This window comes from Nocardiopsis moroccensis (assembly GCF_055763695.1).
The window spans coordinates 1220473-1233596 of record NZ_CP199747.1; the positions used below are offsets into that span (position 1 = coordinate 1220473).

9 protein-coding genes are annotated in these 13124 nt (G+C 71.2%); 7 read left to right on the plus strand and 2 right to left on the minus strand.

The features are described 5' to 3' along the window. The first annotated feature begins 183 nt into the window (after positions 1–183). Complete coding sequence (locus ACUKCB_RS05090; RefSeq protein WP_473039293.1) at positions 184–2421, plus strand: rhamnogalacturonan lyase; 2238 nt, start codon at positions 184–186, stop codon at positions 2419–2421. Positions 2422–2491: 70 nt separating this feature from the next. Here the strand turns inward: ACUKCB_RS05090 and ACUKCB_RS05095 are convergent, their stop codons facing one another. Further along, complete coding sequence (locus ACUKCB_RS05095) at positions 2492–3703, minus strand: cation:proton antiporter domain-containing protein (protein WP_473039294.1); 1212 nt, start codon at positions 3701–3703, stop codon at positions 2492–2494. A gap of 511 nt (positions 3704–4214) precedes the next feature. Here ACUKCB_RS05095 and ACUKCB_RS05100 point away from each other — a divergent pair. Beyond that, positions 4215–6014: a LamG domain-containing protein gene (locus ACUKCB_RS05100; RefSeq protein WP_473039295.1), complete on the plus strand. Its 1800-nt coding sequence runs from the start codon at positions 4215–4217 to the stop codon at positions 6012–6014. 489 nt (positions 6015–6503) lie between these two features. Here ACUKCB_RS05100 and ACUKCB_RS05105 read toward each other — a convergent pair whose 3' ends face one another. After that, on the minus strand, positions 6504–7559 hold the full coding sequence (locus ACUKCB_RS05105) for a LacI family DNA-binding transcriptional regulator (protein ID WP_473039296.1): 1056 nt from the start codon (positions 7557–7559) through the stop codon (positions 6504–6506). A 363-nt stretch (positions 7560–7922) separates the two neighbouring features. Here ACUKCB_RS05105 and ACUKCB_RS05110 point away from each other — a divergent pair, with 363 nt between their 5' ends. The 5 genes from ACUKCB_RS05110 (at position 7923) to ACUKCB_RS05130 (ending at position 13029) form a co-directional block, all read left to right on the plus strand. Beyond that, positions 7923–9398, plus strand: a complete 1476-nt coding sequence (locus ACUKCB_RS05110; RefSeq protein WP_473040929.1) for a sugar ABC transporter ATP-binding protein — start codon at positions 7923–7925, stop codon at positions 9396–9398. A gap of 177 nt (positions 9399–9575) precedes the next feature. Continuing rightward, a complete protein-coding gene (locus tag ACUKCB_RS05115) occupies positions 9576–10520 on the plus strand; it encodes an ABC transporter permease (protein WP_473040930.1) in 945 nt (314 codons plus the stop codon). After that, positions 10513–11583, plus strand: coding sequence for an ABC transporter permease (locus ACUKCB_RS05120; protein ID WP_473039297.1), 1071 nt, complete (start codon positions 10513–10515; stop codon positions 11581–11583). Before ACUKCB_RS05115 ends, ACUKCB_RS05120 begins: the two co-directional genes overlap by 8 nt. Further along, a complete protein-coding gene (locus tag ACUKCB_RS05125) occupies positions 11580–12647 on the plus strand; it encodes a rhamnose ABC transporter substrate-binding protein (protein ID WP_473039298.1) in 1068 nt (355 codons plus the stop codon). Before ACUKCB_RS05120 ends, ACUKCB_RS05125 begins: the two co-directional genes overlap by 4 nt. 64 nt (positions 12648–12711) lie before the next feature. Continuing rightward, positions 12712–13029, plus strand: coding sequence for an L-rhamnose mutarotase (locus ACUKCB_RS05130; protein WP_191269283.1), 318 nt, complete (start codon positions 12712–12714; stop codon positions 13027–13029). Positions 13030–13124 lie beyond the last annotated feature (95 nt).

Consider the following 13124-nt stretch of genomic DNA (forward strand, 5'->3'; position numbering starts at 1 on the left):
GTTTTCCCGCACCGCTTTCCGTGCCCTGCGGCACCTTGGTTGGAAAGCGCTTGCCTTGTAAGGTGGGTCACCCCCGCCATACGAGGAGGCGTGCCCGTGAGGAACCCCCCGCGTTCCATCCTGAGAACAAGTCCGCTGGTAGCAAGCGTATGTCTGGCGCTGCTCGCGCCAGGTGCCACCGCTGTGGCCGAACCCCGGGCCGAGACCGCAGTCCAGCTGGAGCGGCTGGGTCGGGGGCTGGTCGCGGTCAAAACCGAGGAAGGCGTTTTCCTGAGCTGGCGCCTGCTGGCCTCCGAAGTCGGCGGCCACACCGACTCCGGGCTCAAGGGCCCCCTGTTCCGGGTGTACCGGGACGGGAAGGTCGTCGGAGTGGTCAGGGACAGCACCAACTTCCTGGACGAGGAGGGCGAGGCCGACTCCGAGTACCGGGTGGTCCCCGTCCCCGGGGGACGCCCCGGTGCCGGGCCCGAGGGCGAGGCCTCCGTCTGGGCCGAGGGCCACTACGACCTGCCCCTGAGCAAACCCGAGGGCGGGACCACCCCGGCAGGCGAGGCCTACGACTACACCGCCAACGACGTCAGCGTCGGCGACGTCACCGGGGACGGCCGCTACGAGTTCGTCGTCAAGTGGGACCCCACCAACTCCAAGGACGTCTCCCAGAAGGGGTACACCGGCAACACCTTCGTGGACACCTACACGCTGGAGGGCGAGCTGCTGCACCGCGTCGACCTCGGCGTGAACATCCGCTCGGGCGCGCACTACACGCAGTTCCTGGTCTACGACCTCGACGGTGACGGTCGCGCGGAGCTGATGTTCAAGACCGCTCCGGGCACGAAGACGCTCACCTTCGGCGAGGACGGGCAAGTGTCCGAGGAGTACATCACGCTCCCGGAGGAGGACGTCGAGGCCGGACACGGGCACGGCGACGACCACCGCATGAGCTCACAGGACTACTACGAGCACCTTGTGGAGACGTTCCTGGCCTGGCACGAGCACCCCGAGGTCGATGCCGGCAACTGGCCCGCGACCCTGGAGGAGGCCTTCGGCCAGGAGCCGCGCCACGACTACCCGCTCAGCCGCCAGGACGCCGAGGCCCTCGCCGACCACTTCGTCGACGAGTACGCACCCGCGCGCAGCGGGCGCAACGACCTGCGCGACTTCGAGGGGTTCGTCGTCCACGGCCCCGAGTACCTGACGGTCTTCGACGGCCGGACCGGCGCGGAGCTGGACACCGTCCGCTACGAACCCGGGCGCGGTGACGACGGCCTGCTGTGGGGCGACTACGCGATGGCCCGCATCGAGCCCGGCAACCGGGTGGACCGCTTTCTGTCGGGTGTGGCCTACCTGGACGGGGCCAACCCGTCGGCGGTCTTCGCCCGGGGCTACTACACGCGCTCGGCCCTGGCCGCCTACGACTTCGACGGCGAGTCCCTCCACCGCCGCTGGCTGGCGGACAGCGGGCACGTGCCGATGGACAATCCCTTCGACGCCTCCCCGCACGGGGGTGCCGGCGCCGACCCCGACACGGGGACGCTGGCCGGGCAGGGATTCCACTCCTTCAGCGTGGCCGACGTGGACGGAGACGGCCGCCAGGAGATCGTCTACGGCGCCGCGACCCTGGACGACGACGGATCCCTCCTCTACTCCTCCCAGGACCACGGCCCGCCACAGAGCGACGTCGCGGGGGAGTACGTCAAGCTCGGCCACGGCGACGCCATGCACGTGGGCGATCTGGATCCCCGGCGCGAGGGCCTGGAGGTCTGGACGGTGCACGAGGGCGGCACGCACGCGCCCTACGGGTTCGCCATGCGCGACGCCGCCGGCGGTGAGGTGCTCTTCGGCGGGTACACCGGCACGGACACCGGCCGTGGCATGGTCGGTGACATCGACCCGGACAGCCCCGGACTGGAGGCGTGGTCCTCGATGCCGCCCGGTGACGACGTGGAGGCCGGCCTGTGGAGCGCCGACGGGGAGTTCCTGGGGGACAGCACCCCGGGCACGAACGCGAGCATTCGCTGGTCCGCGGACATGACCACCCAGATCGTCGAGGGCATCGCCACCCCCGACCGCACCGAGCCGCCCAGGATCGAGGACTGGAACCGGGGGACCCTGCTCACCGCCGAGGGCGCCCTGACCAACAACGGCACGAAGGGCAACCCGGGGCTGGTCGCGGACGTGTTCGGTGACTGGCGCGAGGAGATGGTCGTGCGCACCGAGGACAGCACGGCCCTGCGGATCCTGACCAGCACCGAGGTGACCGACCGCAAGCTGTACACCCTCATGCACGACGCGCAGTACCGGGTCGGTGTGGCCGGGCAGCAGAGCGGCTACAACCAGCCGACGTATCCGAGCTTCTACTTCGGATCCGACATCGACTGGTCCGGTGTCCAGGTGCCTCGGGCCCACTACCCGAACCCGTAGCGGCGCGGTCCGGCGGCCCGGCCCCGGACCTGCTAGCTCCGCCCCTCCGGGCAGTCGCCCGGAGGGGCACTCAGGAGGCGGCCGCCTCGGAGCGCGCGTACAGGGCACGGAAGGGCGACGAGGTGACGCCGTGTGCGACCACACTGGCGGTCACGGCCAGGCTGACGGCGGCGAACAACCGCGGGTCGTGTACGCCCTCGTGGGCCGCGTGCGCCGCGTAGAAGAGCGCGCTGATGCCCATCGGGCCGAACCACCCCAGGAAGGCGGACCCGCGCGGACGCAGCCCCAGGAACCGCCAGGCGGGTGCGACCAGGGCAGGGCGGCGCAACAGCAGGACGGCGAGCACGAAGGCGAGTGCGGCCGGACCGAACCCGATCCACTCCCGCCAGGGCAGCACCGCACCCAGCAGCACGAACACGGGCAGGGCGAGGTAGCGGTTGACCGCCTCGTCGATGTTCTGCTGCGGGCCGCGCTCCCCCCTGCGCACCGCCCAGTTGTAGGCCAGCCCCGCGCTGAAGACGGCGAGCACCCCGCCCACGCCGACCAGCCGCGCCGCTCCGAGGACGGCGACGGTGAGCAGGAGCGTGAAGATCAGGGAGGGCCCCTCCTCCAGCTCCCGTTTACGGGTGGCCGCCTCCATCGCCCTGCCCGCGGCAGCCCCCGCGAGCACGCCCAGGGCCACACCGCCCAGCACCTCCCACACCAGGCGGCCGACCGCGTCGCCGGGCCCGGTGAGGGGCAGGGCGACGGCCACCGCGGCCCCGACCAGGGGCAGGGCGAGTCCGTCGTTGGCCCCGCTCTCCCCGGTGAGGAGCCTGCGTACGCGCCCGGGAAGGTCGCGTTCGGCGGGCCCGCCGGTCACCACCGAGGCGGCGAGCACCGGGTCGGTGGGGCACAGGCAGACGCCCACCACGGCGGCCAGCGCCAGGGGCAGGCCGAGCAGCAGGGCCGAGGCGCCGGTCACCGCGGCCGCGAGCGGCATGACCACGCACAGCAGTAGCAGGAACTGGGGTATCAGCGGGCGCAGCGAGGAGACGGGGAAGCGCAGCGCCGCGGTCATGACCGAGGCGGCCAGCAGGATGCGGGTGCCCTCCAGCAGGAGGGACTCGCGTGTGGCGGTGGACGGGGAGACCAGGTCGAGGAAGACGGGCCCCAGAGCGACGCCGAGCAGGAGGGCCAGGAGGGGTTCGCTCAGCGGCAGGGTCCGGGTCCGGTTGCTGAACAACGCCAGGAGCACACTGAGCGTGCCGATGGCCGCGTAGGCCAGATGGAGGGAGTTCATGCGGGGTCGCCTCCGCTGCCTCGGGTCCGTTGCGTCCGTCGGAGCAGGGTAGTAGCCGAGGGCCGCGGAGTCCCGTAGGCCGGTCCGGCGGGGATGAAACAGCGGTCAACACGCACGCCACCGGACGAGCCCACGTGGTGGGCCGCCGATGCGGAGAACGCCGCAGCACCGGAGGAACCCGCCTGCCCGGGTGAGGAAGTCCGGGTGCGCACGGCCAGGAGGGACCAGCGTGTCCCCGGTGCCGTTCCGCGAGTTCGTACTGGTGGTGCGTGGTGGGCGGTCAAACGTAAGAAATGTGTCCGCATGTGGTCATTATTGACACGAAACTCCTGTATGAAGGTTTTTCCCCATTTCACAAACGATGTGCGCATGTCGCGGTGAGGTGGATCACCGGTCGTTTGTTTTCCTGCGCCTGCTAACTTCGCCTCTCGTCCCAGGGCAACCACCGGCCGTGTCCCGACGGCACGGCCTCCACCAGGTGATCCCTCACCCTGGGTCAGAGAGCCCTGCCATGTCCCGCCGTGCTCGGGCACGCGTCGCCGCACTCCTGGCGCCGCTGCTCCTGCTGCCCGCCCTGCCCGCACCCGCCCTCGCCGAAGAGGGAGCCGAGGTCACCTCCGCCGACTACCCGGCCGGGGACGAGTTCCACGGTTCCCCCGGCCGGCCCGGCGACTTCACGTTCTCCAGCGACGGGTCCGAGGACGTTCAGAGTTACTTCTACGCCCTCAACGACAGTTCCTGTGTCCACGAGGCCGTGCCCGACGAGCCAGGCGGCTCGGTCACGGTGACCCTCACCCCGCGCCTGGCGGGCCCCAACCGCATCTACGCACGCACCGTGGACGCCTCCGGCAGTTCCTCCCCCTGTGTGCTCGTCTACTCCTTCCTCGTCGCTCCGCCGAGTGACCCGGTGGCCTACTTCGCCTTCGACGAGGGCCAGGGGGACCGCGCCGCCGACGTCATCGACCCCGATCGGGGCCTCACCCTGTCCGAGAGCGTGGAGTGGGTCCGCGGCAGGGTCGGGACCGCCGAGAACCCCCACACCAACCCCGTCCCACGCCTGGAGGGCACGGCCGTCCGTACCGACGGCCGTGCCGACGGCGAGATCGTCGCCGACCACTCCGCCGTGGACACCTCCGGTTCCTTCTCCGTCTCCACCTGGGTGAAGCTGGACCGTGCCCACGCCGACCACGTCGCCGTCGCCCAGGAGGGCACCGCACAGAGCGCCTTCCACCTCGGCTACCAGGGCGACACCGGCCAGTGGGTGTTCAGGATGTCCTCTGAGGACGAGCACCGGGGCGGACCCCGGGAGTGGACCGCGGCAGCTTCCACCACCTCCGCCGACGTCGGGGTGTGGACCCACCTGTTGGGCACCCACGACGAGCGGACCGGCGAGGTCACCCTCTACGTCGACGGCGTCGAACAGGGCACCGCCACCCACCCCGAACCGTGGAACACCCAGGGGCCACTCGCCATCGGACGCGCCCTGTTCCAGGGCACGGGCGAGCACCACTGGCCCGGCGCCATCGACGACGTTCGGGTGTGGGACCGCCTCGTCGTGGACGAGACCGTGTCCGACTCCGAGACCGACTCCGAGGTGTGGCGGCTGGCCAACCGCCCGATCGCCGTCGAGGGCCGGTGGATGCTCGACGAGTGGGACGGCACGACCGTGTCCGACGCCACCGACCACGGACTCGACGCCACCCTGCACGGTGATCCCCTCACGGCTTGGAATCTTGCCGACAACGACATCACCTTCTCCCCCGCAGTGCGGCTGAACGGGGACGACGAGTACATCGAGGCCCCCGGCCCCGCCCTGCGCACGGACCGCAGCTTCAGCGTCGCGGCCTGGGTGCGCCTGGACGAGACGGGCGAGGGCACCGACACCACCGCCGTCAGCCAGGCCGGTACGCACCAGAGCGGCTTCTATCTGGGCTACGAGGGGTCCGCGGGTGCGTGGGCGTTCAAGATGGCCCCCCACGACGACGCGGCCGCCCCGGACACGGGCGGATGGGCCCACGCCTCCTCTCCCCGGACCGCCCGGCTCGGGGAGTGGACCCATCTGACGGGGGTCTACGACCACACCCGCGGTGAGCTGGTGCTCTATGTCAACGGCGACGAGCTCTCCCGTGTGGCGGTGGACCACGCCTGGCACGCCGACGGCCCGCTCCGGATCGGCAGCGCCCAGCACGGCGGAGCCAACGCCGGCCACTGGACGGGCGACATCGACGACGTCCACGCCTACCAGGGCGTCCTCAACACCCGCTCGATCTACCAGGTCTATGCCGGGTCCTTCCCCAACATCCGGAACTGATCTCCCACCGCCACCCTGTCCCGTGACTGTCCCCCGCCTCACCAGGCGGGGGCAGCAGGGCTGCCGTGGCTCCACGCGGTGACGACCCCGATCCTTCGGGGAAGGGTGGGGGCCCGACGTCCCCGCGGCTGAACACCCCGGCCGCGGGGACGGTCCGCGCCGGGGGATCCGGCCTCTTCGCGTCCTGGGACCTTGATCGTGGGCGAGCGGGATAACGCGCCTCGGAATCCCTCTGCGCGGATATGGCGGAACTGATCCGAAAGTCCGCGAATGTCGGCCGCAATGGTGCAAGACGCTGCCTCGCGGTTTGTTCCCGGAGAGTTCTCCCCGGCGTGAAGGTCTCGCTCGCAATGCCCCGTCCCTTTCGTCTCCGTTGAAGCGCGGGGCGGAGGCGGGGCCGCGGCTGTTCCATTGTCGGTCGGCGCCGGTTTTCGTTCCCCTCGGGAAGATTCGGTCAAATCGAACGGGCGGAGCTCTCGCCGCCCGCCTTCAGGGCCGGTGGGCGGCAGTGGAACCGCGCAGCACCAGTTCGGGGCTGAAGAGCAGGCGCTGGTGCCGGTGGTCCGGGTCGTCCAGCTGTGCCCGGAGCAGGCGCATGGCCGTACGGCCCAGCTCGTACTTGGGCTGGGCGACGGTGGTCAGGCCGGGGTGGACCAGGCTGGCGACGTCGACGTTGTCGTAGCCGATCACCGAGATGTCGTCCGGCACCCGCAGCCCGCGCCTGCCCAGTCCCTTCATGAACCCCAGGGCGAGCTGGTCGTTGGCGCACATGACCGCCGTCGACCGCTGCCTGGGGCCGCCCGCGAGGGCGGCGTCCACCGCCCGCTCGCCCTGCTCGGGGTTGAGCTGGGGGAGCTCGATCACGCTGATCGAACCGTCGGGGTCGAGGTCGGCCTCGACGAAGGCGTCGCGCAGGCCGTCGTGGCGCCGGCGCACCTGCTCGATGGCGGGCGGCCCGGTCAGGAAGGTGACCCGCTCGTGGCCCAGACCGACGAGGTGGCGCCCGGCGGCCAGGCCGCCGGCGTGGTTGTCCACACTGACGCTGCACCCCACGTCCTCGGGGACGTCACCCCGGTCCAGGGCGACCCAGGGCACCCCCTGCCGGTGCAGCCACAGCAGGTCGGAGAGGTCGTCGTCGACCGGCATGACCACCGCTCCCGCCGCGCGCTGTTCGGCGAGCAGTCTGAGGTTGCGGCGCTGCCGGGTTCCCGACTCCGCCGAGTTGAGCAGCAGGACCGCGAGCCCGGCTTCGGCCGCCTCGTCCTCCATACCGCGCGCCACCTCGGTGAAGAAGGGGTTGGTCACGTCGAGGACCAGCAGGCCCACGGCGTCGCTGCGTCCGGAGCGCAGGCTGCTGCCGGAGGAGTTGCGCACGTAGTCGAGCTCGGCGATGGCCGCCTCGACCCTGGCCCGGGTCGGGGCGGCGACCCGCTCCGGCCGGTTGAGCACGTTGGAGACGGTTCCGGGGGAGACCCCGGCGTGCCTGGCGACCTCGGTGATCCCCGCGGGGCGTTTCGCGGACGGGTGGGGTTGGGCTGTCGACAACGGGGTCTCCGGTGCTCTGTCGGTCGGGGGTCGGCGTCGGTGCGGGTCCGCCCGGACACCGTACCGACCGGGCCGCGCCCACGGTTGATCGTCACATCGTCTTTGAAACGTGTCAACGGAGTGTCGGGAAGGCCGTGGGATCGCCCTGTGGTCCTGTGTTTCCGGTTCTGTGCAGGTAGTCCGGTAAGCCCTTACCTCCGCAAATTGGCAGAGTGCCCCTTGACGAAGGGGTGTGCCCCACCTAACATCCCCATCATATTAAAACGTTTTGAGAAGCAACGGAACCCGAACCGAGCTGAAACAAGGAGGGCGTACGTGCCAGAACAGCAGCCCCCGGCGCCCCCGCCCCTGGCCCTCGCCGACGTGAGCAAGTCGTTCGGCAGCGTCCGCGCCCTTGCGGGCCTCTCCCTCGAACTGCGGGCGGGTGAGGTCCACGCCCTGGTCGGAGAGAACGGGGCGGGCAAGTCTACCCTGGTCAAGACCATCGCCGGGGTGCACAGACCCGACTCCGGGCAGATCCTGGTCGACGGAGGACCCACGGTCTTCCAGGCCCCCGTGGACGCCCAACGCGCGGGCATCGCCGTCATCTACCAGGAGCCCACGCTCTTCCCCGACCTGTCGGTGGCCGAGAACATCTTCGTCGGACGCCAACCGCGGACCCGTCTGCGTACCATCGACCGCGCCCTGATGCGCCGACGGGCCGCCGAGGCGTTCGACCGCCTCGGCGTGGACATCGACCCCGACCGCCCGGCACGCGGCCTGTCCATCGCCGACCAGCAGCTCGTCGAGATCGCCAAGGCCCTCACCCGGCAGGCCCGGGTCCTGGTCATGGACGAACCCACCGCCGCCCTGTCCGGCGTCGAGGCCGAACGCCTCTTCCGGGTCGCTCGCTCCCTGCGCGACTCCGGCGCCGCCCTGCTGTTCATCTCCCATCGCTTCGACGAGGTGTTCGCCCTCTGCGACCGCATCACGGTCGTGCGCGACGGCGCGTTCGTCTCCTGCGACCCCACACCCGAACTGGACGTGGACACCGTGGTCCGACGCATGGTCGGCAGGGAGGTCTCCAGCCTGTACCCGAAGGAGAAGGCACAGGTCGGTGAAACCGTCCTGGAGGTCGAGGGTCTGACCCGCCAGGGCGTCTTCACCGACGTGTCCTTCTCGGTGCGCGCCGGTGAGATCGTCGCCCTGGCCGGGCTGGTGGGGGCGGGACGCAGCGAGGTCATCCGGGCCGCCTTCGGGGTGGACCGCCCCGACGCCGGAACGGTCCGGGTCCTGGGCCGGGACCTGCCAGCCGGCCGCCCCAAGGCCGCGATGGCGGCCGGTGTGGCACTCGTCCCCGAGGACCGCCGCCTCCAGGGGCTGGTCATGGAGTCCTCCATCGAACGGAACGCCACCGCCACCCGGCGCGGAGCCCTGAGCCGCATGGGCCTGCTGGGCCCGGGCGCCGAGCGCGGTGCCGCCCGGGAATGGGGCGAGCGCCTGCAGCTCAAGTGCGGTGCCATCACCGACCCGGTCGCCACGCTCTCCGGCGGAAACCAGCAGAAGGTCGTCCTGGCCAAGTGGCTCTCCACGCAACCGAAGGTGCTCTTCATCGACGAACCCACCCGAGGCATCGACGTCGGTACCAAGGCCGAGGTGCACCGGCTGCTGTCCCGGCTGGCCGGTGAGGGGCTGGCCATCGTCATGGTCTCCAGCGAACTCCCCGAGGTCCTGGGCATGGCGGACCGGGTCCTGGTCATGCACGAGGGGCGGATCACCGCAGAACTCGACCGCGAGTCCGCGGACGAGGAGTCGGTGATGTACGCGGCCACCGGTCAGCACCGGGCCGGGGCGGCCTGAGCCCGTGCGCAACGCAACCGAAACCCGCCCCGTGAAGGAGGCCCCGTGACCCCGCCCGACACCGGCACCTCACCAGAGGCGCCCGCCCGTCCCCCCGAGGACGTATCGGCCTCGGCGTCCTCGCCCCCCGGTGGCCGCCCGGCACGCCGCCCCCGACAGGTACGCGAACTCGGCGTCCTGCTCGCGGTCGCCCTCCTGATCACCGCCACCTGGCTGCACAACCCGGGTTTCCTGTCCACACAGGGGATCCGCGACCTGTTCCTCGGTGCCACCGTGCTCTCGGTCCTCGCCGTCGGCCAGGCCATGGTGCTGATCACCAGGAACGTCGACCTCTCCGTCGGCTCCGTGATGGGCCTGTCGGCCTTCGGGGTCGGCATCCTCTTCGTGACCTTCCCCGGTCTCCCCGTCCCGGTGGCGATGCTCTGCGGTGTCGCCATCGGAGCGGTCTGCGGCCTGCTCAACGGCGCCCTGGTCACCACCGTCCAGGTGCCCGCCCTGGTGGTCACCCTCGGTACGCTCTACGCCTTCCGCGGGATCAACCACTGGTGGGCGGACGGCGGCCAGGTCAACGCGCACGACATGCCCGCCGCCTTCCTCGAACTGGGCCGGGTCAGCGTCCTGGGGGTCCCGCTCCCCGCGGCGGTGGCCATCGCCACCGTGGTGGTGGCCGGCCTGTACCTGGCCCACTACCGTTCGGGCCGCGAGCTGTACGCCATCGGCTCCAACGCCGAAGCCGCACGCCTGTCCGGTGTCCCCGCCGGGCGCAGGGTCCTGACCGCCTTCGTCGTCAACGGGGCCCTGGCCGGGCTGGCGGGCGTGCTGTTCGCCGCCCGTTACGGCACGGTCGATTCCACTGTCGGCACCGGTATGGAACTCCAGGTGGTCGCGGCCGCCGTGGTCGGCGGCGTGGCCATCGCGGGCGGTGTCGGCACCGTCTACGGGGCCGCCGTCGGCGCGGTGCTGATGACCACCATCACCGCCGCCCTGCCCATCTGGCAGATCAACCAGTTCTGGCACCAGGCCGTGGTGGGCGCCCTGATCCTGGCCGCCATCGGCCTGGACCGCCTGTTGGCCCTGCGTACCGCCCGCAAACTCAGAGGAGGGGGAGCCCGTGGTGCCTGAGCACATCCGGACCCCGTCGGGGATCGCGCCCCGGCTGCGTTCCGCACTGTCACTGCGCGAGGCGCCCGTCCTGGGGGCCCTGCTGGTCACCCTGGTGTGCGCCGGCGTGTTCGTCGACAACTTCGCCACCGAGCGCAACACGGGCTTCCTGCTGTTGAGCGTGACCGCCATCGCCCTGATGGCGCTGCCCATGACCCTCATCGTCATCACTGGTGAGATCGACCTGTCCGTGGCCAGCACACTGGCCCTGAGCAGTGCCACCATGGGCGTCCTGTGGGAAGCGGGCGTACCCATCGAGACCGCCCTGTGGATCTGCCTCGCGGTGGGCCTGGCCGTGGGCGCGCTCAACGGCCTGCTGGTCACCCTGTGCGGGCTGCCCTCCCTGGCCGTGACCATCGGCACCATGGCCCTCTACCGGGGCCTGGCCTACGTCCTGCTCGGCGACCGCGCCGTGGCCAGTTACCCGCAGACCTGGGTCAGCGGTGCCCGGGACGCCTTCCCCGGCGTCCCCGGCCTGCCGTGGATCGCCGTGGCCGTCGCCCTGCTCGCCGCACTGTTCGCCGTGTTGCTGCACGCCTCCGCGCTGGGGCGTTCCCTGTACGACATCGGCAACAACGACGAGGCCGCTCGCTTCACCGGCATCCGGGTCAAGTGGACCAAGTTCTGGCTGTTCACCGCCAGCGGGGCCGTCTCGGCCGGGGCCGGTGTGTTCTGGACCCTGCAGTACGGCACCTCCAGGGCCGACACCGCCTTCGGGTTGGAACTCCAGGTCGTGGCCGCCGTCCTGCTGGGCGGGGTCTCCATCTTCGGCGGTGTCGGCACCGTCGTGGGTGTCATGGCCGGGGTGCTGCTGCTCGGTTCCCTGCGCAACGCCCTCCAACTCCTCGGGATCTCCAGCGAGGTCCTCCAGGTGGTCACCGGCCTGATCCTCATCGCCTCCGTGGTCGCACCGAACCTGGCGGCCCGACTCCGGGCCCGCCGAAGGGCGAGCGGCCCAAGCCCCGCACCCGATCCAGACGACCGGGAACACCCGGTCGCCGTCCCGTCAGGAGAAGACTCATGACCCATCCCCTCCGCCACCGTTCGCTGCTGTTCGCGTCCGCGGCGTCCGCGCTCCTGCTCGCCACCGCCTGCGGCGGCACCACCATCGACGACGCCCAGGAGGACGGCGGGAACGGCCCCACCGGTACCGCCGACCCGAACGCCGAGATCCCCGAGGGCCTGGCGGTCGACTTCCTGCCCAAGCAGCTCAACAACCCGTTCTTCGACCTGGTCAACGAGGGCGGATTCGCGGCCGTCGAGGAACTGGGCGGCGAGGCCACCGAACGCGGCGGCACCGAGGCCACCGCCGACTCCCAGGTGGAGTACGTCAACGCCGCCAGCCAGGCCGGCAGCGACGTCATCGTGATCGCCGCCAACGACCCGGACGCGGTCTGCCCCGCGCTCAACGAGGCCCGGGACAACGGTGCCGCCATCGTCGGCTACGACTCCGACGCCAACTGCACCGACGTGTTCGTCAACCAGTCCACCAACGAACTCATCGGCCGCGCCCTCGCGGACATGATCAGCGACGAGCTCGGCGGCGAGGGCACCTTCGCCGTCCTGTCGGCCACCCCCAACGCCACCAACCAGAACGCGTGGATCGCCGAACTGGAGGAGATCCTCCAGGAGGAGGACTACGCCGACCTCGAACTGGTGGACACCGTCTACGGAAACGACGACGACCTGGAGTCCTTCCAGGAGATGCAGGGCCTGGTGCAGGCCCACCCGGACCTGGACGGCGTCGTGTCGCCGACCACGGTCGGTCTGGCCGCGGCGGCCCGCTACGTCAGCGACTCCGAGTACCAGGGGGAACTCGCCGTCACCGGCCTGGGCACCCCCAACCAGATGCGCGAGTTCGTGCACGACGGCACCGTCGGCCAGTTCGCCCTGTGGAACCCGAACGACCTGGGCTACCTGGCCGGGTACACCGGGGCCGCCCTGCAGGCCGGCCAGATCACCGGTGCCGCCGGTGAGACCTTCACCGCCGGGGAGCTGGGGGAGTTCACCTTCGAGACCGACGGCGAGGTCGTGCTCGGCCCGCCGATGGTCTTCGACGCCGACAACGTCGACGACTTCGACTTCTGACCCGATCCGACCATCGCCGGAGGCGGCCCCGCGCCGCCTCCGGCGCCCTACGCAGGGAGGCCCCGTGGAACGTGTCTGTTTCGTGCTCAAGGTGCGCGAGGACCGCCTTGAGGAGTACCGGGAGCGCCACGCCGAGGTCTGGCCGCAGATGCGGGCGGCGCTGTCCGCCTCCGGCTGGCACAACTACTCCCTCTTCTGCGACGACCGGGGCATGGTCGTCGGCTACCTGGAGACCGAGGACTTCGAGGCCGCCCGCGCCGCGATGGCACGGACCGACGTGAACGCGCGCTGGCAGGCGGAGATGGCCCCGTTCTTCGAGAACCTGGACGGCCGTCCCGACGAGGGCATGGTGCCCCTGACCGAGATCTTCCACCTGCCCTGAGCCGGACCCGGGCCGCACGGGGCCGAGACCGGCCCGTACCGCCCGACCGGCCCGTACCGCCCGGCCTGCCCGCACCGTGCGGGCGGGCCGGGCGG